Source organism: Dyadobacter sp. Leaf189 (assembly GCF_001424405.1).
Classification (GTDB): Bacteria; Bacteroidota; Bacteroidia; order Cytophagales; family Spirosomataceae; genus Dyadobacter.
On sequence record NZ_LMPS01000004.1, the window covers coordinates 669787 to 691806 of the forward strand.

Genomic DNA, 22020 nt, shown 5'->3' on the forward strand with positions numbered 1-22020 from the left:
GACGCAACATTGCGGTCAGCGAATCCACTAAGCTTAAATATTTTGCGTTATTTGTACACCACAACATAAATATCCGCCTGCGCGTGCCCGATACTGAATGATCAGTCCAACTTCCAAGCGAAAACCCCGTTTCCGGCTGCATCCCGCAGCAATATTGAACAGTCAGCGGCTAAGGCGGTCGCTGATGGATACGTATGATCAAAAAAGCACATATAAATACCTGATCGGCGTCATTTTGCTGGTTTTAAGTATCAGTTCGCTGTTTTACACCGACAAGCTGGTGGAAGAGCTTGAACAGCGCGAAGAGCGTGAAGTTCAGCTTTATGCAGAGGCGTTGAGATATGTGGTGAACAGTCCGCTGGATGAAAATTTCAATGTAGTTTATCAGGTGATCCAGGATGCTGTTAATTTTTACCAGATACCTGCCATTTATCTCGACGAAAACAACCTGACTTCTCCGGACCGCACCATGAATATTGATTTTCCCAAAAACATGAGCTTGCAAGAGCGGGAAAGGATTATTCAGGACAAGCTGAGCGTCATGAAACTTGAACATCCTCCCATTCCCGTTGAATTGGGAAAGGGGCGCACCGGCTACATTTATTATAGTAACTCATTTTTGCTGACCCAGCTCAGGTATTATCCCTTCCTGCAACTTTCGGTGATGCTGCTGATCGGCTACCTGGCTTATCTCGCATTTAGTTCTGCGAGAAAGGCGGAGCAAAACCGGGTCTGGGTGGGATTAGCGAAAGAAACCGCACACCAGCTCGGAACACCGCTCTCTTCGCTGATGGCCTGGGTGGAGTACTTTCGCAGCGACCCGTCGATTGACCCTTCCATCGCGGAAGAGATTGAAAAAGATGTGATACGGCTGGAAATGATCACTACGCGTTTTTCAAATATCGGATCTGTCCCGACATTGAAGGATGAGCCGATTGCTGAGATCGTATCCAACTTCATCAACTATCTTGAAAAAAGGGTTTCTTCCAAAGTGAAGTTCACCGTGGATAATCAGCTTGCAGCAGAGCAAACTGCGCTTTTGAACAAAAACCTGTTTGAATGGGTGGTAGAGAATATTTGCAAGAATGCAGTGGACGCGATGAGCGGGATAGGCGAGATCAATGTGAGCTTACAGGCACCGCCCAACAACAATGAGATCTGGATTGATATCGCCGATACGGGAAAAGGAATGAGCAAAGCGAATATGAACAAAATCTTCAATCCCGGATTCAGTACCAAAAAACGTGGCTGGGGACTTGGACTGACACTTGCCAAAAGGATCATCGAAAATTATCACTCCGGCAAGCTTTTCGTGAAGAACTCGGAAATAGGCAAGGGAACCACATTCCGTATCATATTAAACGCCAGCATCATAGAATGAGCCGGCGTTTATAAAATGGATTGTTCTGTAAAGTCTTAGAGGTAAACCGGCACAGTAACTGCATCTTCCGGCTTAATTTCCAACTGGTTGCTGATGTGAAAAGCGCGGTCGATGATCCTGACTTTAAATCGTACTTTCGTCGGCACTGCGCTTCCAAGGTAACGGAATGGGATTTTCAGGTCCAGCTTGCCTTTGATCGGGCCCGGCTTTCCGTCTGGTTTCAGGAGTGGGAAAAATTTGAAACTATCTCCCTCCATAATCCGCTCCGACCAGCTGCTGTCTTTGTTCTGAACCATGGTTACAAGTTCGTAATTGGCAGGTACTCCCCAGCCTGGTACCTTCTCATAAGCCGACGTAAAATCTGGCTTTTGCACATCGTCCGAAGATGCACCTAAATCACCGTCGCCGTCTTCAAAGTCGAGGGTAACTGTGACCACCTCTGTTTTCTGTTCCCGACCGGACACGGTATCGATCTGAATGTCCTGCGTGATTCCATTGAAATAAATAACCGGGGTATCGCCGAAATCAGGTATGTCCACGCAGCCGGCAGACCAGACAGCAAGAAAGAGGAACAGGGAAACTTTCAGTTTCATATTACTTCAATTTTTAACTTTGTACTTGTATCCTACGAAAGTAACAGTATTGGAAATTCAAAACAATAAAACGGTTACCGAAATCCGGCTGGGTTTGAGGGAGCAGGTACTGCATTTAGAACCCTCAGATTTTGAGCAGGTTGCATTGCAGGTGTTTCGTTACCAAGCACTTCACAATCCTGTTTACAGCCAGTACGTCAAGCTTCTTAACATTCATATTGACGAGGTAAGTAAGCTGACTCAGATCCCGTTCCTGCCCATTCAGTTTTTTAAGACACATATTGTCCGCACAGGGTTGGTATCCGAAGCGAATATTACATTCCGAAGCAGCGGTACCACCGGGCAGGAAACCAGCCGCCATGATTTGTACGACGAGCAGCTCTATAAAGATGTTTCCGAACAGATATTTCAGGATAATTATGGTGACCTGAACCAGTTCCATATCCTCGCCCTGCTTCCATCATACCTTGAACGAAACAACTCTTCGCTCGTGTATATGATGCAACATTTTATTGAGAAAAGCGGCTCACCCTATTCTGGATTTTACCTGAACAATACAGCAGAAATGCTGCAAGTACTTCACAGTCTGATCAATAACCCGGATAAAAAACGCATTCTTCTGCTCGGCGTAACATTTGCGTTGCTGGATCTTGCGGAGAGCAGCAACGACCTTCAATTTATTGGAAAAAGCGGTAAGGTAATTGTTATGGACACAGGCGGAATGAAAGGGCGCCGGCGTGAAATGCTCAGGGAAGAAGTGCACGATGTACTTAAACGCGGGTTCGGCGTCGACAACATTCATTCCGAATATGGCATGACCGAGCTGCTTTCCCAGGGATATTCCAGCGGTAACGGATCCTTTGTGCCTGGTCGCACAATGCGCATTCTGCTCCGGGATATCAACGATCCTTTTGCCCTTTATGATCACAATGTCGGTATCTCAAAGACAGGTGGGATCAATGTGATTGACCTTGCCAACCTGGATACCTGTTCGTTCATTGAAACGCAGGATTTAGGTCGGTTTGAGGAGATTGCGGGCAGGTTCAATGTCATGGGCCGGTTTGACAATTCTGATATCCGCGGCTGCAATTTAATGGTACTTTAAACCGTTTTTATCACGCATTTGACCGCTCCGGCTCTTCACCAGGAAGTTTAATTGTTTTTTAATCGCGCTAAAAACAGTGTAAATCAGTATTCTACCAGCTTGTTCTACAATATAGAATTGTTCTAACAAGCTTGATTTTAGAATATTCCTTAAATTAGTAGAATTGTTTAAAATTGCATTAATCAAATGTATTATTACATTTTGGATTGTTAACTCACATTTAAGTAAATCAAATGAATAGACGTGATGCCCTTGGCCGGGTGGCGCTGCTGATGGGTGGAACACTCTCGGCTCCTACCCTGATCGCTTTTCTAGAAGGATGTAAATCGGCCAACGAAACTTCTTCTGCACTTACGTTCCCGTTTTCCCCCGAAAGGCAGGCACTTGTGTCTGAGGTAGCTGAAATAATCATTCCAAAAACCGATACTCCCGGTGCGAAGGATGCGAAAGTGGGTGAATTCATCGAAAAAATGCTGAAAGATTGCTACGCTGCAAATGATCAGGAAAGCTTCAATAAAGGTCTTGAACAATTAGAGAAGAAAGACTTCATGAAAGCTTCGCCGCAAGAGCAAACTGCAATCCTGACTGAAATGGAGAAGTCTGCAAAGGAAGAACTCGCTGCTGCCGACAAGAAAGCGGATGAAAGAACTCCGGAAGAAAAGAAAAAATACACGGAAGCAGGCAAGGAGTATAGTGACGCAGGTGTACCGTTTTTCCGGCTTATGAAAGAACTTACCTTGCTGGGCTACTTCACATCTGAGCCAGGCGCAACAATGGCGCTGGAATATGTGGCAGTTCCGGGAAGATATGACGGCTGCATTGACCTGAAACCGGGACAGAAGAACTGGGCAATGTAAGCCACAAGGAAATCGAATACAGGCATGCGTGCCTTTTCCAAAATTGTTATTGACATATTCACTATGAATCTAAACTTAAAAGCAACAAAGCAGGCCACATACGATGCAATTGTGGTAGGCTCGGGAATAAGCGGCGGATGGGCAGCAAAGGAACTGACAGAAAAAGGATTGAAGGTTTTGATGCTGGAAAGAGGCCGGGATATCAAGCATATTACTGATTATAAAACAGCTACTCTTGCTCCCTGGGAACTGGAACACCGCGGCAGGGTAACTACCGTAGCAAAAGAAGAATACTGGGCCGGAATGCGGACAGGCTACACAGCCAACGAAGAGCACCGGTACCTGTTTGAAAACGATAAGGAAAACCCTTACGAAGAAACACGCAAGTTCGACTGGATCCGTGCGTACCACGTGGGAGGCCGCTCATTGTTGTGGGGACGCCAGAGCTACCGCCTCAATCCAATGGACTTCGAGGCAAATGCAAAAGACGGAATTTCGGTTGACTGGCCGATCCGCTATTCAGATATAGCACCCTGGTATGATTACGTAGAGAAATTTGCAGGTATCAGCGGTTCGCGCGATGGACTGGATGTATTGCCGGATGGTAACTTCCTGCCGCCGATGCAAATGAACTGCGTTGAGAAACACGTAAAAGGTGAAGTGGAGAAGAAGTTTGCAGGACGTCACATTATTATGGGACGCGCGGCGCACCTTACCCAGCCTCAGAGTTTCCACACGGAGCTCGGCCGGGCTGCCTGCCAGTTCCGGAATATGTGTATGCGTGGCTGTCCATACGGAGCCTATTTCAGTACACAATCAGCAACTCTACCTGCTGCGCAAAAAACAGGTAACCTGACGCTGGTACCTGACTCCATTGTTTCAGAAGTGATCTTCGATGACAAGGCGGGCAAAGTGACAGGCGTGAGGGTAATCAACCAGAACACGCTTGAAACAAAAGAATACTTCGCCAAGATCATCTTCCTGAATGCATCTGCGATTGCTTCCGCGTCCATTTTGATGAACTCAAAATCAAAACGCTTCCCGAATGGACTTGGGAATGAAAGCGACCAGTTGGGCCGGAATATAATGGACCACCACCTAGCTGTTGGAGCGCGTGGCGATATGCCGGGCTTTGAAGACAAATATTACTTTGGCCGCCGTGCAAACGGGATTTACATTCCACGTTACCGGAACTGGGGCGATGACAAACGTGACTATATCAGAGGCTTTGGCTACCAGGGAGGCGCAAGCCGCGAAAGCTGGGGACGCGGGGTTAATACCGACGGATTCGGGGCTGACTTTAAAAAGCAATTGTCAGAGCCAGGTGCGTGGAGCATGAACCTGGGCGGGTTCGGTGAAATGATACCGAATGAGAAAAACAGGTTTACATTGCACCCGACCAAGAAAGATAAATGGGGACTTCCTGTCGTGGTATTCGATGCAGCATACGGAGAAAACGAATCCAAAATGCGCAAAGATATGATGAACGACGCTGCCGAAATGCTGGAAGCAGCTGGCTTGAAGAACGTTGTTCCTTATAACGACGAATCGAAACACCCTGGAATCGGTATTCACGAAATGGGAACTGCAAGAATGGGTAACGATCCGAAAACCTCGGTACTTAACAAGCACAACCAGATCTGGGGTGCAGAAAATGTATATGTTACCGACGGCGCGTTTATGACATCCGCATCTTGCGTGAACCCGTCGCTTACTTATATGGCGATGACCGCGAGAGCTGCCGATCACGCAGTGAAGGAGTTGAAGAAAATGAATGTATAGCAAGTAGTTTCTTGTTGCGAAAACCCCGCCAGGTAAATCCAGCGGGGTTTTTTCTTTATATACCAACCCTAATCCCCGATCCCTTGAAAGATTCTGCAATTGCACCAGTACAGCGGGTTTCGTCTGTTGACGCCTACCGTGGCTTTGTTATGTTCCTGATGATGGCCGAAGTGCTGCGACTGGAACAGATCTCGGAAGCATTTCCCGATAGCGGCTTCTGGTCTTTCCTCGCATTTCACCAGAGTCACGTTCCCTGGGTGGGATGTTCCTTGCATGATTTAATCCAGCCGTCATTTTCATTCCTGGTGGGTGTGGCACTACCCTACTCGATCGCAAGCCGCGCGAGCAGAGAGCAAAGCACTTCCGTCATGTGGTACCACACCATTCGGCGCTCGCTGATCCTGATCTTGTTGGGAATATTTCTGCGTTCAATGCATGCCGAGCAGACCAATTTCACTTTTGAAGATACACTTACCCAGATCGGTCTTGGCTATACTTTCCTTTTCGCACTCGCATTCACCACGGAACGCATTCAATGGACTGCCTTGGGTGCGGTGTTGTTTTTATACTTTCTCGCTTTTGCATTGTATCCCGTACCCGGGCCTGGTTTCGACTGGGCTGAAACAGGTATCACTGCCGATAGGGAGCATAATCTGAGAGGCTTCGCAGCGCACTGGAACAAAAACACCAATTTTGCCTGGGACTTCGACCGCTGGTTTATGAACCTCTTCCCACGTGAAAAAGCATTCCGGTACAATGGAGGCGGATACAGTACTTTAAGCTTTATCCCTACGCTTGGAACGATGATCCTGGGTTTAATCGCGGGTAAATGGCTTAAAACGGCCGCTTCTCCAAGCTGGTTTATCAAACGGTGCATTGCCGGAGGCATTATCCTGCTTGTCCTCGCATTAATCCTGAACTTTGGCGGCATTAACCCGATCGTGAAAAGGATCTGGACACCTTCGTGGACCTTGTTCAGCGGCGGCTGGTGCTTTCTGCTGCTTGCGGCATTCTATTATATTGTAGATGTGAAAGCCAACAGTTCCAAATTCCTGTTTTTACTCGTAATCGGAACAAACTCTATCGCAGCTTACATTCTTGCGCATACTATCGACAGTTTTATAGATCAATCTTTCCGGATCCACATCAGCCCACATTATGACCTGATTTTTGGAGAAGGATTAAGGTCGCTGGTGAGTGGCTCTGTAATCCTGTTTTTCGAATGGTGGATTTTATACTGGATGTACAAGAAGAAGCTATTCATTAAGATTTAATGTTTGTAATATTTGCATCTACATTAACCTACCATTATGCTCCAATTACAGGGAATACACCATATCGCTATTATCTGCTCAGATTATGAGCGGTCAAAGCAATTTTATACGCAAATTCTGGGATTTAAAATTGACCGTGAGGTGCTGCGGGCCGAGCGGAAGTCTTATAAGCTTGATCTTTCCCTTAATGGTCTGTATTGCATTGAGCTCTTTTCCTTTCCCGATCCTCCCAAACGCCCGTCCCGGCCGGAGTCGACCGGATTGAGGCATATCGCATTTAAAGTAGATAACGTAGAAGCCGCAATAGGAGAATTGAATGCGAAAGGGATTTTTCCTGAGCCGGTAAGAACGGATGAATTTACCGGCAGGAAGTTTACATTTTTTGCAGATCCGGACGATCTGCCGATAGAACTGTATGAAGCCTGAAATCAGGCAGCGGCTGTATAAGATACCGGCTTTCTGCTGGTACCGCTTCCTTCCAGTTTACACAAAACCTCATAAAACTCGGAGATCCTGCTCAGGTGCTCGTCTAAAACTTGTACAGCTTCTGCTTCACGATCGAGGTGTGAGCGAAGCGACTTGTACAATTGCAAAGTAGCAGATTCTATCTTTTTCAGGCAGCTGGCTACTTCGCAGGGCGCTTTTGCGTTTTCCAGCGATTGCAGCGAAGCCAGAGAGGCGATTTGGTTAGTATCGCCCAATTCTTTGTCTGTCAGGAAGCATTTGAAATAATCGTAAATGGCCCGGATTTCCTTCTGAAAGAGTACAGCACTCACGTGCCCCTGGCTCAGCAGCTTACGGAAATTCCCCATGCTGTCTTTTTTCAAAGCTTCCAAGTAAAGCAGTTCTCTGTTCTTTTGTTCATTCCATAATGCCCTGATTATTGGAACGAAGTTATTGTCCCCAACATTCTCCATAACGCCCTGTAATTTGACCATGCCCGAATTGCAAAAAATGTATGCCTGAAAACGTTTGCAAATGGGTTTATGCAGTTATACAAACAACAATTCCAGCCTAAGTGCAAAATGCCCGATAAATAAACTTTTTTAATAATTCAGGTACACCTGTGAAGTAAGTAACCTGGGGTGAATTTGCCATATCACAACAAGTCGGCTGTGGAAATCAAAAGGAACAAATCACATCGGTTGCGGCGATAATTTTGTCAAGAACTGAAAGCGTCTAACTTTGCCGGCTTTACAATATTTGAATACGAATCAGGTTAAATAAAGCAGCAACATCCGCGAGATTACGAATCGACAACATATGCTTAGAGCAACTTCCTATATTACTATAACGTCCCTTTTTACAATACTTTCCTGTAAAACCTCCACCCCTCCGCAACAAACAACAGTTCAGGAGCAACCATTACTGAAAATAGGAGAAGAACAATTTTCACTTGCCGAATACCAGGACGCATATAACAAGAACCTGTATGCTTCCGACTCGACCAAAGAGCTAAGCCCGAAAGAATACCTTGCTCTCTATACGGATGCCAAAATCAAGGTACTGGAAGCGAAGAAAGAAGGCCGGGATACGATCCAGGACTATAAAGAAGAAATTGCATCTTACCGTGACCAGCTTGCGAAGAACCACCTGGTTGACAAAGAACTGGTGGAAAAGCTGACTAACGAAGCTTATACACGTCTGAAACAGGAGCTTCGCGCTTCCCATATTTTGATTGGGGTTTCAGAAGATGCCGCTCCTGCCGATACGCTGGAAGCTTACCGCGCCGCCATTGCATTGAGGGGCCGCCTCGAAGAAGGTACCGACTTCGGAGATATGGCCGCCAAATTCTCAAAAGATCCGTCGGCGAAGAAAAACAAGGGAGACCTGGGCTACTTCACTGCATTTCAGACACTTTACCCGATTGAAACTGCTGCTTATAACCTTTCAGTTGGCCGCGTTTCTCAACCCGTGCGCACCAAAGCAGGTTACCACCTGATCAAGCTGACTGACAAACGCGCGAACCGAGGTATGATCCGGATCGCGCATATTATGACGCAGGCAGATACCACAGCCAGCGCGACGCAGAAGCAGTCGGCAAAAACGCGCATTGAAGAGGCTTACAAGCTATTGCAGGATGGTGAACAGTGGCAGGATGTGGTGGAAAGTTATTCGGACGACAAACAATCCAGAAAAAACAATGGGCTACTCCCAATGTTTGGGATTGGCGAAATGGTACCGGAGATTGAAGAAGCTGCATTTGCGCTCACCCGGCCAAATGATTATTCCAAACCGGTACAAACCATGTACGGCTGGCACATTATCAAACTGATCGAAAAAAGGCCGATCGAAACATTGGCGGTAATGGCACCTGCCCTCCGGAAAAAAGTGGTTACAGATTCACGCGGAAAGGTGATTGAAGCTGCAAATGCAAAGCGTCTAAGAGAAAAGTATGCGATCCAGGAATTTCCGGAACAATGGAAGGAAGTAGCCACTTTGCAGGATAGCAGCATTCTTACTGGCAAATGGGACTACCTCAGGGCAGTGAGCAAGGATTGGTCAACCACCACTTTATTTAAAATTGAACAACAACCCTACGACGCACTTTCCTTCCTGGATTACATCAAAAAACGCCAGGTGCGCAAACCGAAAGACGCGTCTGTGGCTGTGGTTTTCAGAAGATATTACAACGATTACCTCTCTGAATGCCTGACTGAATATGAGAAAGCACATTTGGAAGAAACCAACCCCGAGTTCAGGAGTTTGATGAACGAGATCAGGGAAGGTGTGCTGCTTTCGCAAATGATGGAAGAGAATGTGTGGCAGCGGTCGCTTTCTGATTCAGTCGGCCAAATGCGGTTTTACGAACAGAATAAATCCCGCTATAACTATCCTGACCGTGCTCTGGCAACCATTATCGCAGCAAAAGACACGCAGACTGTCAATGCAATCCGCAGGACACTTGCCGTGAGTCCCTATAAGCTCGAAAGAAAATCGCGCGAGATACTTTTCCAGGCTGGTTCTTCAACTATTGACGAACAAGAAACCGCTTCACTGGAAGAACTGGCAATCATTATGCAGAAAAATCCGGACTACGTAGTCGAAATCGCAGGTTACCGCTCATCAGAAGAGTCGGAAATGACATCTGCCGCCCGGATCAGGAATGTTATCAAATATTTGAATTCACAAAACATTCCCATTCTGCGTATCATAGAAAAAGACTACGGGTCTTTCAGGCAGGCTGCCGAAGCAGAGCGGAACCGCAGGGTTGCTTTTCAATTTTACAGCCAGTCTGTGAAAGATGTGGAAAAAGTATATAATTCTGACACTCAGGCTGTCGTTACCATCGACGAAGGATATTTTGCCCGTGACAACAAGCTTTTGACCAGATTCAAATGGGAACCAGGCGAGCAGACAAAGCAGGAGGCAAATGCAGTTACCTGGATCAACATCAGGAAAATTGAGCCGGCGAGGCCGAAAACATTTGCAGAAGCACGCGGAAGTGTGATTAATGACTACCAGAAAGAGCTCGAAAAGCAATGGGTTTCAAGACTTCAGCAAGAGTTTCCTGTGAAAGTCAACGCAGAAGAATTAGATAAAATTAAGCGTTAAGCGTATTTTAGCATTTACAAAAACATATTACATTAAAAAACCCGCACGTATCCGACAGGAACAATTAAGCATATGAAAATAAATAGATTGATTGCCACTCAGCTGCTCATGGTTCTCGCGCTGTTTGTTAGTTTGAAAAGCAATGGGCAAGGTCAGCAGGGAGTGAGCCTCGATAAAATAATTGCGAGAGTGGACAACCACTACATTCTCAACTCAGAGCTGGAAGATATGTACAACCAGTACAAAGCCGAAGGGCGCACTGCCCCGGAGAAATGCCAGCTGCTCGAATCATTGATTATCAACAAAATGCTTCTTGCCAAAGCCGAGATTGACTCAGTACTGGTAGACGACAAAGAAGTAGACGGTGAACTGGATGCGAAAATGGGCTACATGATCCAGCGTTTCGGTTCGGAGAAAAATATCGTTGAAGCTTATGGAAAAAGCATTGATAACCTCAAAAATGAACTTCGTCAGCAGGTGAAGGAACAGAAGGTAGTTGAAAAAATGCAGCGCACGATTTCTGGTAATGTAAAAATTACGCCGAATGAAGTTCGCAAATTCTTCCATTCCATTCCAAAAGACAGCCTTCCTTATATTCCATCGGAGGTTGAGATCGGGCATATCGTGAAACTGGGAACGGTGACCCGCGAGCAAAAGGACAAACTGCGCCAGCAGCTGGTAGAACTGAAACAGAGAGCCGAAAAGGGCGAAGACTTTGCTACATTATCGCAGATCTATTCAGAAGATTTAGGATCGGCCAAAAACGGTGGTGATCTTGGTTTTGCCAAACGCGGTGCGATGGTACCTGAATTTGAAGGTGCGGCGCTGGCACTTAAACCAGGCGAAATGTCGGAGCCAATTGAATCCCAATACGGTTTCCACCTGATCAAAATGGTTGAGACCCGTGGTGCTGAATATCGCGCAAGACACATTTTGTTACGCCCTGATTACAACAAAGGAACAGATATGACACAGGCGGTACGCGCGCTTGACAGTCTTAGAAACCTGATCCAGATTGATACGTTGAAGTTTGCAAAAGCGGCGCTGGACAATTCAGATGATAAAATGACTGCTGAATCGGGCGGCTTGATCCAGGACAGAAATACAGGTTTGTCGAAACTGACTTTGGACGCTTCTATGGACCCTGCATTGTATTTCGCGATCGACACCATGACAGTGGGTGACCTGAGCAAGCCGGTTTCTTATCGTACCGAAGATGGCAGCAGCGCAATGCGCATTATCTGGTATAAGAGCAAGTCGGAGCCGCATACAGCTAACCTGCACGATGATTACGAAAAACTCGCGCAGATTGTGTTAAGCAACAAGCGGAACAATGCGCTTGAAGAATGGTTTAAGAAAGCGCAGGGCGATGTATTTATCAGCATTGAGCCCGAATATAAAAATTGTAAAGTGCTTGGTCTCGCGGCAAGCGGTGATGATATTTAGCGAAAGATCCGTTTCCATGCAGTTCAGAAGTTCAAAAATCTAATCCAGCATATTGTGAAGTATTCATCGGACGTAGAAGCTGCCGAAGCTATGAAAGTAGCTTATGATAAAATCAGGAGTGAGATTGGTAATGTAATTATCGGCCAGGATGAAGTGGTGAAAAGGCTTCTTACTGCCATTTTCTGCCAGGGACATTGTCTGCTGGTCGGAGTGCCGGGACTTGCAAAAACACTGTTGATACAAACCATCGCTTCTTCGCTCGACCTGAACTTCAACCGTATTCAGTTTACACCCGATTTAATGCCTTCGGATATTCTTGGATCCGAAACGCTGGACCAGAACAGAAATTTCAAATTCATCAAAGGGCCGGTTTTTGCCAACATTATCCTTGCGGATGAGATCAACCGGACACCGCCCAAAACGCAATCTGCATTGCTGGAAGCCATGCAGGAATACTCGGTAACGATCGCGGGTGTGAAGCATAACCTGGAAAGGCCATTTTTCGTACTGGCAACCCAGAACCCGATTGAGCAGGAAGGTACCTACCCGCTTCCCGAAGCGCAGCTTGACCGGTTTATGTTTATGATCCAGTTGGATTATCCGTCTTACGCGGAGGAGGTCAACATTGTAAAAAACACAACTACGGACAACAGGTACCAGGTCAAAAAGGTGATTACAGCCGAAGAGATCATGGATTTTCAACACCTGGTGCGCCGTGTTCCTGTCACTGACCATGTAATTGAATACGCAGTAAAGCTGGTGCACAAAACAAGACCTGCCGCCGGCTTGGCTGTAAAAGATACCAACGATTACCTCGAATGGGGCGCGGGGCCGCGGGCTTCGCAGGCTCTGATCCTGGCGGCTAAATGCAATGCATTGTTATCGGGTAAATATTCTCCTGATATTGAGGATGTTAAAGCAGTTGCATTGCCGGTATTGCGTCACCGGATTATCCGTAATTTCAAAGCGGAAGCGGAGGGTATCTCAGTCGATGATATTGTCGGCCGACTGGTGTAGCTTAATAATTTACGACATATCAAAAAATGTGCAGGTCTGAGATTTGCACATTTTTTCTGTTTTAAGGGTTTATCAATTTTCAATATTCTTATTTCAACAATGGATATTCAAGGTAAAAACTTCATAGGTTATACACTTTCAGCCGAAGGTGACCATACATTTCAATCGTACATACCCGCAAGTGACTCATTCCTCGATGATCATTTTCATCGCGCCACTGAATCAGAAGTCGAGAGAACAATGGCGCTTGCCGAAAGTGCATTTGCTGAGTATGCCGCAGTGCCGGCACAAAGCCGGGCCGCATTTCTGATCGCGATCACGGAAGAGATAACGGCGCTCGGCGACCAGTTGGTGGAACGTGCTCATCTGGAAACGGGCTTGCCAATAGCAAGACTTCAAGGTGAGCGGGCGCGTACGATCAACCAGCTGACCCAGTTTTCCGACCTACTGCGCGAAGGTTCGTGGGTGGAAGCCAGCATTGACACTGCATTGGCGGAGAGGATACCGGTACCAAAGCCGGATATGCGTAAAATGCTGGTACCAATCGGTCCCGTTGTTGTATTCGGGTCAAGTAACTTTCCTTTTGCGTATTCGGTCGCGGGTGTGGATGTCGGCCCCGCGCTGGCAGCAGGAAATCCGGTTATACTGAAAGCGCACGCGGCACATCCGGGCGTAAGTGACCTGACGGCGCAAGCTATCATCTCAGCAGCACGCAAAACCAATATGCCGGAAGGTGTATTTTCAATGTTGTATGATGACGGATTTGAAGTCGGCGCTGCATTGGTTAAGCATCCTGTTACGCAGGCAGTCGGCTTTACAGGCTCTTTCAAAGGTGGAATGGCGCTGCATAAGCTAGCACAGGAGCGGGAAGATCCTATTCCGGTTTATGCAGAAATGGGAAGTGTAAATCCGATTGTGATACTCCCGGGTTACCTGGAACATAATGCAACGGAGCTCGGGAAAACGTTGGCTGCTTCTGTCAGTCTGGGTGCAGGGCAGTTTTGTACAAATCCTGGTCTGGTTTTCGTGACCAGCTCAGCCGGATTGGATGCATTCAGAGGGTCTTATAAAAACGAGATCGCAAATACAACCTCAGCTACAATGCTGACAGCAGGAATTTACAAGAATTACAATAAGTTGCGTGAGGAGGTTTTTGAACAGGAAAATGTATCCAAACTGGTTGTTTCTGAAAATGTCAATGCGGCTGGCAACCAGGCACAGGCGACTATTGCTGAGGTTTCCGGCAGTGCATTCATCGCCAATCCAAAGCTACACGAAGAAGTTTTCGGACCGTTTTCCCTGCTTGTGATTTGTAAAGACACCGAAGAGCTGCTTGCTGCGATATCACACCTCAAAGGCCAGCTTACTGCCACTTTAATGGCGGATGAAACGGAGGCTGCCTCCTACCCTGCACTGGTCAGACAGCTGGCGAAGATTTCAGGAAGGTTCATTATGAATGGGGTACCTACCGGCGTGGAAGTTTGTCCTTCAATGCATCACGGCGGACCTTTTCCTGCTACTGTTGATTCGAAGTTCACATCAGTCGGTCGGCATTCCATTTTGCGGTTTGTACGTCCGCAGTCGTTCCAGAACTGGCCAGACTCGCTTTTACCCGACGAACTTAAAAACAGTAACCCGCTGGGCATTCTGCGGCTGGTCAATAATATGCAGACCAAAGATCCGGTTGCTATCTGATTTGGAACAAACCTTCGGGGTAACCTACCCTGGTTAGAAACAATCCTTCTGCCGGAGCTTGTGCTCCGGCATTTTTACGGTTTTTAGACAAAATCACCGCTTCAAAATCCGCAACTGTTTTCTTTCCCTTACCCACTTCCAGCAAGGTTCCTACGACAGCACGTACCATTCCGCGCAAAAAGCGGTTGGCCTGAATATGAAAAACCAGCCTATCAGGTGCGACTATCCATTCAGCCTGCGTGATCGTGCAGCGAAAGTTATTCACATTGGTATGAACCTTGCTGAAACATTCAAAATCGTTGTGTTGCAGCAGCAATGCAGCGGCTTCATTCATCAGATCCACATTCAGGTCTGCTTTGAGAAGATAGGCCTGTCCGATCAGAAATGGGTTTTTGGAGCGGGAAATGCGGTATTCATATTTCCGGAAAGTGGCAGCAAAGCGTGAATTAAGCTCACTTTCAACTTCGTACACATTTTTTACAGCAATATCCCGCGGGATCAAACCATTCAGCTTATAGATAAAAAGATCGTGGTCGGGAATGGGATTATTTAAATCAAAATGGGCGAATTGTTGTTCTGCATGTACGCCGGTATCGGTGCGGCTGCTGCCTGTCAGTTCAACCGTTGTCCGGAACAACCTGGCCAGCGCTTCTTCCAGTACCTGCTGGACGCCAAGCGCGTTATTTTGCTTTTGCCAGCCATTATAGGCAGTTCCGAGGTAAGAAAATTCTAGAAAATAGCGCATGGTGCAAAAGTAAGCCAAAGGACAGAGATTTGCGATTTACAGCCTGAATTGCGGAATTTGTTAGGAAGAAGGTTAACTTTGAGAATTGGATAATTTCATTATTATATGATTACGGAAGAGAAAAAAGAAGAGAAAAACCTGAATTTCATTGAAGAGATTATTGAGGCGGATTTGCAGTCAGGAAAATATACTCAGATCATCACCCGTTTCCCCCCGGAACCAAATGGTTACCTGCACATTGGGCATGCATCCAGCATTTGTCTCAATTTCGGTTTGACCAACAAATTTCCGGGCTACACCAACCTGCGTTTTGACGATACCAATCCTGTAACAGAAGATACAGAGTACGTTGAGAGCATCAAGCGGGATATTCAATGGATGGGGTTCAAATGGGAACATGAACTTTATGCTTCCGATTATTTCGATACACTTTATGAATATGCCGTCAAGCTCATCAAAAAGGGGCTTGCTTATGTAGATGATTCTACTTCCGAGGAAATTGCGGCTCTGAAAGGTACACCCACGGAGCCTGGTAAGGACAGTGTGTTCCGTAGCCGCAGCGTGGAAGAGAATCTTGTACTTTTTGAACAAATGAAAAGTGGCGCATTCCCCGACGGAAGCCGGACGCTGCGCGCCAAAATTGATATGGCGCACATTAATATGTTAATGCGCGACCCGATTTTGTACCGGATCAAACATGCGAAACACCACCGGACCGGCGACAAATGGTGCATTTACCCGATGTACGATTTTGCCCACGGACAAAGTGATTCCATTGAAACCGTTACGCATTCTATTTGCACACTGGAATTTGTTCCTCACCGTGAACTTTACGACTGGCTGATCGCTCAGCTGGATATATACCCGTCGCACCAATACGAATTTGCGCGCCGGAACCTGAACTATACAGTAACCAGCAAGCGGAAATTACTGCAACTGGTGCGCGAAAATCATGTAAGCGGCTGGGACGATCCGCGTATGCCTACGATCAGCGGATTGCGCAGAAGAGGCTTTACCCCCGAAAGTATCCGGGATTTTTGTGACAGGATTGGAGTAGCGCGTCGCGAGAATATGATCGATGTGGGCCTGCTGGAATTCTGCGTGCGCGAAGACCTGAACAAGAAAGCATTGCGCCGAATGGTGGTAATGGATCCGTTGAAAGTGGTTATCACAAACTTCCCCGAGGGAGTGACAGAAATGTGCCACAGTGAGAATAATCCCGAAGATGTTACAACCGGATCACGTGAAGTTCCTTTTACCCGTGAGATCTACATTGAAAAGGAGGATTTCATGGAAAACCCGGGCAAGAAATACTTCCGTCTCGCGCCGGGCAAAATGGTCAGACTGAAAAGTGCTTACATTGTAGAATGTAATGATTTTGTCAAAAATGAAGCTGGCGAGATCACAGAAGTGCATTGCAGCTACATTGAAAACAGCAAGAGCGGACACGATACAACGGGAATCAATGTAAAAGGTACCCTGCACTGGGTTTCAGCGGAGCACGCGGTTCAAACTGAAATCAGGTTATATGACCGTCTGTTTTCGGTGGAGGATGTTTCAGCAGAAGAAGGCGATTTCAAAGATTACATTAATCCCAAATCGCTGGAAGTAATTACCGGATATGCAGAGCCTGCATTGCTGGAAGCAAAGGAAGATGAATCATTCCAGTTCCTGCGCAAAGGTTACTTCGTGAAAGATGCCGATAGTACTGAGTCAAAGCTGGTTTTCAACCGCACTGTTACATTGCGCGACAACTGGGCCAAGACCTCAGAGAAATAACATAAGGAAAATTGGGGGTATTTATTTAGATTACTTACAGATAATGTTGCTCGGGAAGATGTTTGACTTTATCTTTGCAGCACAATTTCACGAACCAATATTGTCTTGCTGTCAGTGAATACCCCCAATGAATTATTTAGTACCGCAAAAGGTTTTTGCGTACAATGCGACTTAACCTCCCGGATCCAGCTCCATTTCGGCGAAATCCAGGCTTCTTTTAAGCTTCGTGATTTCTTGGCTTTCCGTCGCTTTATAAACAGCATTGATATCAGAAGCAAACTGTTCGACCTCTCGGACGAATCTGACTACGAGTTCGTTGAGGCTCCTCAGCTGAACATTTATCACAAGCTTACGCTTTGCGAATTGATCCAACTGAGGGAATTAGTCAACGGTACCCACTTCGCAATTGAGCTGAATTCTCTGCTCCACGAACTTCTTTTTTTAGAAACAGAATCAGTCTAAATAACTGATAACGATTGTCTTAGACCAATTCCAAATATCAATTTCAGTTTGGATTGATGAACTTTCGCATGATATTTGTACTTATAAAAACAAATAAGCAACAAGTACCATGAGAGATTTATTGAGACAACGGACTTCCCTTAAAGAGGAAATAGAGATATTATTAAATAACCAGGTTAAAATGGAAGCAGAGGCTTCTGCCAAATATCTGGCGATGGCTTCCTGGTGTGACCGCAACGGTTTTAAATACAGCGCGCAGTATTTCCTTAAACAATCTGACGAGGAAAGAGGACATATGCTGAAAATCTTCAACTATCTGATGACAGTTGGAGGAACCGCGATCTCTCCTGAAATCGGACCTGTAAAGCAAGAGTATCCTACATTCAGAAATGTATTTGAAACTGCATTACAAAGCGAAATCGCAGTAACGCAATCGATCAACCGCATTATCACTGCTACCCGCAAAGAAGAAGACTACGCTACCGAGAATTTCCTACAGTGGTTTGTGAACGAGCAGGTTGAAGAAGAAGATAACGCACGTCGCGCGATCGAACTTTTCGACGTAATCGGCGAGGAAGCAACAGGTTTATATGTGATCGACAAGGCGGTTTCAAAGATCGGCTCGCACGACTAAACATTGGATTACCGATACCAGGGCTGCTTCCAACGGAGGCAGCCTTTTGTTTTTTGTACCAACCCGAATTATGGTACACCTTTTGTTTCTTGTAAGATTAAAATAGTAGTATTGTAAAAGCTACAGCAGGCCAGTTCATGAATTACCTCGACGAATTTAAAAAGTTCATTTTCAGTCATTACCTGTCGACGGGAGTACGCCTTACGCTTGGAGCTATCGTTCCCAGCCTTATATTTCAACACTACGGCATTCTCAGCGAAATGATCGCTTTCCCGCTGGGCACACTCCTCATCGGGGGAACAGATAATCCGGGACCTTACCACCGCAGGAGAAATGCATTGCTGGTGGCCATTTTCAGCTGCTTTTTTGTGGCTTGCATTACGGGCTTTTTGAGAGAATTTCCCTTTATCATCTTCCTGGAAATTATCGTGTTCGGGATGTTCTTTTCGCTTGTCGGCGTATATGGAAACCGTGTCAACAGCATTGGACTGATCTCGTTACTCGTGTTCGTGTTCAATATTGATGACCACCTGAGCGGCGATATGGTACTCAGGACTGCGGCTATCTTTTGCGCCGGGGGAGTTTGGTACTTCGCGCTTTTCATGATCCTGCAAAAGCTGCTGCCCTATAAGCTCATTCAGCAGCTTTTGGGTGAAAACTTTATTGAACTTGGGAAACTGCTTTCCATTAAAGCCGATTACTATTTCGCCAATCCCGACTACGATGAGCTGTTTAACCGGATGATCCACCAGCAGGTTTTGTTACGGGAAAATCATGAGAATTTGAGAGAGATTTTGTTCAAAACGCGCGAGATCGTCACTGAGTCCACGAACAAGAGCCGGATCCTGATGCTGATGTTTCTCGATAGTATCGATCTTTTTGAGCGCATTCTGAATTCGCAGCAAAACTACGTCAATCTACACCGCGCATTTGACCACACCAAAGTTTTGAGACTCTTCGGTACCTATATAACCTGGCTCGCAGCTGAAATACAGACGATCGGCCTTGCTGTTCAAAGCGGTTCCGCCTCCACTCCGCGTCACGATCTCGACGAGGCATTTAACAAATGCCAGAAAGCATTCGAGCGGATGCGCGAACATCAGATGAACCACGAGAACATGGAAGATTTTATCATGCTCCGTCAGATCCTGAACAGTTTGCAGGACGTAACCGAGCGCGTTAAGAAACTTCATCGTGCTACCACTTACGATGCGGCTGTTGGCGAAGGTTATAAATTGAATGTGGAAGGGGATAATTTTACTCCAAAACAGGAGTATCATCCCCGGATTTTGCTTGACAATTTGTCGCTAAAATCGAGCCACTTCCGGCACGCAGTACGCGTTACGTTAGGTTTGCTCCTGGGTTATATTACCTCGCTCTTCTTTGAGCTTGGTCATGGTTACTGGATTTTGCTGACCATTGTTGTGATCCTCAAACCTGCATTCAGTATCACCAAGAAGCGCAACATTCAGCGGATCGGAGGTACCTTGTTGGGCGTCGTCACGGGATTTTTGTCGCTGTACCTGATCAAAGACAACACAGCGCATTTCGTGATCATGATCATCGCGATGGTACTCGCTTACAGCTTTTTAAAAATCAACTATTTCATTGCTTCTACTTCAATCACGCTATATGTGATCCTGTCTTTCAATTTTCTGAACCCGAACCACATTCGTACCGTTCTCGAAGAGCGGGTTATTGATACGGTAATCGGGTCCGTGATCGCGTATTTGATTTCCTCTTATGTACTCCCGGTTTGGGAGCATTCGCAAATCAATCAGTATATCAAGGAGGCGTTGAATGCAAACAGGAAGTATTTTGATCTGGTAGCGGCGAAATTTACAGGTAAGCAGCTGGACATCAATGATCTGAAACTTAGCCGAAAAGACGCGATCATTGCGATGGCGAACCTGTCGGATAATTTCCAGAAAATGCTGTCGGAGCCGAAAAGGCAGCAACTGAAAATGGAAGAATACCACCAGTTTGTCGCGACGAGCCACATGCTGACTTCTTACATTGCTTCGCTGTCGACCTACGCGCAAATGCTGAATTACTCTGAATTCGCAACAGAATTTGAGTTGATGACGCGCCAGATCGACAGGCAGTTACAGGCCGCCGCCGATGTGATCGAGGGTAAGACAAGCAACAGTTTTGAGATAACGCGTGAATCGTTGCCCCAGAATCAAAAACTCGTGGAACTGCTGGCTAAGCGGAAGAAAGAAATTAAAGAGCTGGGAATTGAGAAGGCGGATCAGTCACCCGCGCGGAAAATGCTGTCCGACCTGAAAACGATCAATGGATTATTTGAGCTGATCAGTACGATAACGATTGATGAAATAAAGATTTTGCAGAAAATAAAGGCGGCAAACGCATAATGGAAACACTCACAGGAACAAAAAGGGAGAATATAAAACCAGGTATCCCGGTTGCTATCGTCTTGAAAAAAGACCAGAGAAGCGGCACATTAACTTACGGGATTGTCAAGGATATTCTAACCAAAGCACCGGTACATACGCACGGAATTAAAGTGCGCCTGGAAAGCGGCGAAGTAGGCCGCGTCAAAATCATTCAATAAACAATAAAATTTCATGTCTTCACTTCTTTTCACTCCGCTTAAACTAAAAAGCATAGAACTAAGAAACCGCATTGTGGTTTCGCCCATGTGCCAATATTCATCCGTAGATGGTTTTGCAAATGACTGGCACCTCGTGCATCTCGGCAGCCGCGCAGTTGGTGGCGCTGCCCTGTTAATAGCCGAGGCAACGGCAGTCTCTCCGGAAGGCCGCATTTCTCCCGAGGATTTGGGTATATGGAAAGACGAACACATCGAAAAGCTGAAACAGATCACCGATTTCATTGCCGGACAAGGCGCAGTCGCCGGGATACAGCTGGCCCACGCAGGTCGCAAAGCGAGCACTTACCCTGCCTGGAAAGGCCGGGGACAAGTTCCGCTGGATCAGGGTGGCTGGAAAACACTTGCCCCCTCTCCCATTCCATTCCACCACAGCGAAGACACGCCGCTGGAACTTGATCAGGCGGGCATTGAAAAGGTAGTTGCTGATTTTGCAGCAGCTGCGCAACGTTCATTGCAAGCTGGTTTCAAGGTTATAGAAATCCACGCGGCGCACGGGTACCTCATTCACCAGTTTTTATCCCCGCTCAGCAACACGCGGACGGATAACTACGGCGGCAGCTTTGAAAACCGCATTCGCATTTTACTGGAAGTGGTAGACGCCATTCAAAACGTCTGGCCCGCAGAACTTCCCGTGTTTGTACGTATTTCGGCCACTGACTGGGTGGAGAATGGATGGAACGAAGAAGAGTCGACGAAACTTGCTCAAATCCTGACCGATAAAGGGATATCGTTAATTGACGTTTCCTCCGGCGGCCTTGCTTCTAATGCAAAAATCCCTGTCGGACCTTCGTACCAGGTTCCGTTTTCTGCCAAAATCAAAAAAGAAACAACAGCTCTCACTGGTGCAGTGGGTTTGATCACCGAGGCGCAACAGGCGGAAGATATTCTAAAAAACAAAGAAGCCGATCTGATCGTAATGGCGCGTGAGTTGCTTCGCGACCCGTATTTTGCATTGCATGCCGCACATGAACTGGGCGACGATGTTGCCTGGCCGATCCAATATGACCGTGCAAAGCCAGCTGCGAACTAAGCTGGCGGTAAGCAGCTGCCAAATAGGTAA

The 22020-nt window shown here is 46.5% G+C and carries 18 protein-coding genes; 15 read left to right on the forward strand and 3 right to left on the reverse strand.

The window, feature by feature from the left end:
* The first annotated feature begins 97 nt into the window (after nucleotides 1–97).
* Nucleotides 98–1381 carry a PAS domain-containing sensor histidine kinase gene (locus ASG33_RS12155; RefSeq protein ID WP_082489196.1) on the forward strand — a complete coding sequence of 428 codons (1284 nt, stop codon included), beginning with the start codon at nucleotides 98–100 and terminating at the stop codon, nucleotides 1379–1381.
* 35 nt (nucleotides 1382–1416) lie between these two features.
* Here the strand turns inward: ASG33_RS12155 and ASG33_RS12160 are convergent, their stop codons facing one another.
* Complete coding sequence (locus tag ASG33_RS12160) at nucleotides 1417–1974, reverse strand: hypothetical protein (protein ID WP_056285069.1); 558 nt, start codon at nucleotides 1972–1974, stop codon at nucleotides 1417–1419.
* 49 nt (nucleotides 1975–2023) lie between these two features.
* Between ASG33_RS12160 and ASG33_RS12165 the strand changes: the two genes are divergently transcribed.
* The 5 genes from ASG33_RS12165 (at nucleotide 2024) to ASG33_RS12185 (ending at nucleotide 7418) form a co-directional block, all read left to right on the forward strand.
* On the forward strand, nucleotides 2024–3079 hold the full coding sequence (locus tag ASG33_RS12165; RefSeq protein WP_056286449.1) for an acyltransferase: 1056 nt from the start codon (nucleotides 2024–2026) through the stop codon (nucleotides 3077–3079).
* Nucleotides 3080–3312: 233 nt separating this feature from the next.
* Nucleotides 3313–3936 carry a gluconate 2-dehydrogenase subunit 3 family protein gene (locus ASG33_RS12170; RefSeq protein ID WP_056285073.1) on the forward strand — a complete coding sequence of 208 codons (624 nt, stop codon included), beginning with the start codon at nucleotides 3313–3315 and terminating at the stop codon, nucleotides 3934–3936.
* A gap of 63 nt (nucleotides 3937–3999) precedes the next feature.
* Nucleotides 4000–5718, forward strand: a complete 1719-nt coding sequence (locus ASG33_RS12175) for a GMC oxidoreductase (protein WP_056285075.1) — start codon at nucleotides 4000–4002, stop codon at nucleotides 5716–5718.
* A gap of 83 nt (nucleotides 5719–5801) precedes the next feature.
* Nucleotides 5802–6992 carry an acyltransferase family protein gene (locus ASG33_RS12180; protein WP_255356496.1) on the forward strand — a complete coding sequence of 397 codons (1191 nt, stop codon included), beginning with the start codon at nucleotides 5802–5804 and terminating at the stop codon, nucleotides 6990–6992.
* Between the two features lie 36 nt (nucleotides 6993–7028).
* Nucleotides 7029–7418: a VOC family protein gene (locus ASG33_RS12185; protein ID WP_056285078.1), complete on the forward strand. Its 390-nt coding sequence runs from the start codon at nucleotides 7029–7031 to the stop codon at nucleotides 7416–7418.
* Nucleotides 7419–7420: 2 nt separating this feature from the next.
* Here ASG33_RS12185 and ASG33_RS12190 read toward each other — a convergent pair whose 3' ends face one another.
* Complete coding sequence (locus ASG33_RS12190) at nucleotides 7421–7930, reverse strand: hypothetical protein (RefSeq protein ID WP_229238626.1); 510 nt, start codon at nucleotides 7928–7930, stop codon at nucleotides 7421–7423.
* Nucleotides 7931–8255: 325 nt separating this feature from the next.
* Between ASG33_RS12190 and ASG33_RS26155 the strand changes: the two genes are divergently transcribed.
* The 4 genes from ASG33_RS26155 (at nucleotide 8256) to ASG33_RS12210 (ending at nucleotide 14705) form a co-directional block, all read left to right on the forward strand.
* Nucleotides 8256–10547: a peptidylprolyl isomerase gene (locus tag ASG33_RS26155; protein ID WP_056285081.1), complete on the forward strand. Its 2292-nt coding sequence runs from the start codon at nucleotides 8256–8258 to the stop codon at nucleotides 10545–10547.
* 78 nt (nucleotides 10548–10625) lie between these two features.
* Nucleotides 10626–11993: a peptidylprolyl isomerase gene (locus ASG33_RS12200; RefSeq protein WP_056286456.1), complete on the forward strand. Its 1368-nt coding sequence runs from the start codon at nucleotides 10626–10628 to the stop codon at nucleotides 11991–11993.
* Nucleotides 11994–12047: 54 nt separating this feature from the next.
* Nucleotides 12048–13010 (forward strand): MoxR family ATPase, encoded by a 963-nt coding sequence (locus ASG33_RS12205; protein ID WP_056285084.1) that lies wholly within the window; start codon nucleotides 12048–12050, stop codon nucleotides 13008–13010.
* A 99-nt stretch (nucleotides 13011–13109) separates the two neighbouring features.
* A complete protein-coding gene (locus tag ASG33_RS12210) occupies nucleotides 13110–14705 on the forward strand; it encodes an aldehyde dehydrogenase (NADP(+)) (protein WP_056285087.1) in 1596 nt (531 codons plus the stop codon).
* On the opposite strand, the gene truA is transcribed toward ASG33_RS12210, so the two are convergent.
* Nucleotides 14698–15450 (reverse strand): tRNA pseudouridine(38-40) synthase TruA, encoded by a 753-nt coding sequence (truA, locus tag ASG33_RS12215; RefSeq protein ID WP_056285089.1) that lies wholly within the window; start codon nucleotides 15448–15450, stop codon nucleotides 14698–14700. The genes ASG33_RS12210 and truA overlap by 8 nt on opposite strands.
* A gap of 105 nt (nucleotides 15451–15555) precedes the next feature.
* Between truA and ASG33_RS12220 the strand changes: the two genes are divergently transcribed.
* The 5 genes from ASG33_RS12220 to ASG33_RS12245 all read left to right on the forward strand — a co-directional run bounded on the left by ASG33_RS12220 (nucleotide 15556) and on the right by ASG33_RS12245 (nucleotide 21990).
* Entirely contained in the window at nucleotides 15556–17229 is a 1674-nt protein-coding gene (locus ASG33_RS12220) for a glutamine--tRNA ligase/YqeY domain fusion protein (RefSeq protein ID WP_056285093.1), read from the forward strand.
* A gap of 571 nt (nucleotides 17230–17800) precedes the next feature.
* Nucleotides 17801–18325, forward strand: a complete 525-nt coding sequence (locus ASG33_RS12230) for a ferritin (protein ID WP_031526668.1) — start codon at nucleotides 17801–17803, stop codon at nucleotides 18323–18325.
* A 137-nt stretch (nucleotides 18326–18462) separates the two neighbouring features.
* Nucleotides 18463–20700: an FUSC family membrane protein gene (locus ASG33_RS12235; protein WP_056285104.1), complete on the forward strand. Its 2238-nt coding sequence runs from the start codon at nucleotides 18463–18465 to the stop codon at nucleotides 20698–20700.
* The gene (locus tag ASG33_RS12240; protein WP_056285107.1) at nucleotides 20700–20900 is read left to right on the forward strand and encodes a YwbE family protein; all 201 of its coding nucleotides are present in this window, start codon (nucleotides 20700–20702) and stop codon (nucleotides 20898–20900) included. Before ASG33_RS12235 ends, ASG33_RS12240 begins: the two co-directional genes overlap by 1 nt.
* Nucleotides 20901–20913: 13 nt before the next feature.
* Nucleotides 20914–21990: an NADH:flavin oxidoreductase/NADH oxidase gene (locus ASG33_RS12245; protein ID WP_056285110.1), complete on the forward strand. Its 1077-nt coding sequence runs from the start codon at nucleotides 20914–20916 to the stop codon at nucleotides 21988–21990.
* The last annotated feature ends 30 nt before the right edge of the window (nucleotides 21991–22020 follow it).

Excerpts from the sequence above, each read along its gene's own strand:
- ASG33_RS12230 (WP_031526668.1), top strand. The coding sequence starts at position 17,801 with ATGAGAGATTTATTGAGACAACGGACTTCCCTTAAAGAGGAAATAGAG.
- ASG33_RS12170 (WP_056285073.1), top strand. The coding sequence starts at position 3,313 with ATGAATAGACGTGATGCCCTTGGCCGGGTGGCGCTGCTGATGGGTGGA.
- ASG33_RS12175 (WP_056285075.1), top strand. The coding sequence starts at position 4,000 with ATGAATCTAAACTTAAAAGCAACAAAGCAGGCCACATACGATGCAATT.
- ASG33_RS12190 (WP_229238626.1), bottom strand. The coding sequence starts at position 7,930 with ATGGTCAAATTACAGGGCGTTATGGAGAATGTTGGGGACAATAACTTC.
- ASG33_RS12235 (WP_056285104.1), top strand. The coding sequence starts at position 18,463 with ATGAATTACCTCGACGAATTTAAAAAGTTCATTTTCAGTCATTACCTG.
- ASG33_RS12155 (WP_082489196.1), top strand. The coding sequence starts at position 98 with ATGATCAGTCCAACTTCCAAGCGAAAACCCCGTTTCCGGCTGCATCCC.
- ASG33_RS12220 (WP_056285093.1), top strand. The coding sequence starts at position 15,556 with ATGATTACGGAAGAGAAAAAAGAAGAGAAAAACCTGAATTTCATTGAA.
- ASG33_RS26155 (WP_056285081.1), top strand. The coding sequence starts at position 8,256 with ATGCTTAGAGCAACTTCCTATATTACTATAACGTCCCTTTTTACAATA.
- ASG33_RS12185 (WP_056285078.1), top strand. The coding sequence starts at position 7,029 with ATGCTCCAATTACAGGGAATACACCATATCGCTATTATCTGCTCAGAT.
- ASG33_RS12160 (WP_056285069.1), bottom strand. The coding sequence starts at position 1,974 with ATGAAACTGAAAGTTTCCCTGTTCCTCTTTCTTGCTGTCTGGTCTGCC.
- ASG33_RS12210 (WP_056285087.1), top strand. The coding sequence starts at position 13,110 with ATGGATATTCAAGGTAAAAACTTCATAGGTTATACACTTTCAGCCGAA.
- truA (WP_056285089.1), bottom strand. The coding sequence starts at position 15,450 with ATGCGCTATTTTCTAGAATTTTCTTACCTCGGAACTGCCTATAATGGC.
- ASG33_RS12240 (WP_056285107.1), top strand. The coding sequence starts at position 20,700 with ATGGAAACACTCACAGGAACAAAAAGGGAGAATATAAAACCAGGTATC.
- ASG33_RS12245 (WP_056285110.1), top strand. The coding sequence starts at position 20,914 with ATGTCTTCACTTCTTTTCACTCCGCTTAAACTAAAAAGCATAGAACTA.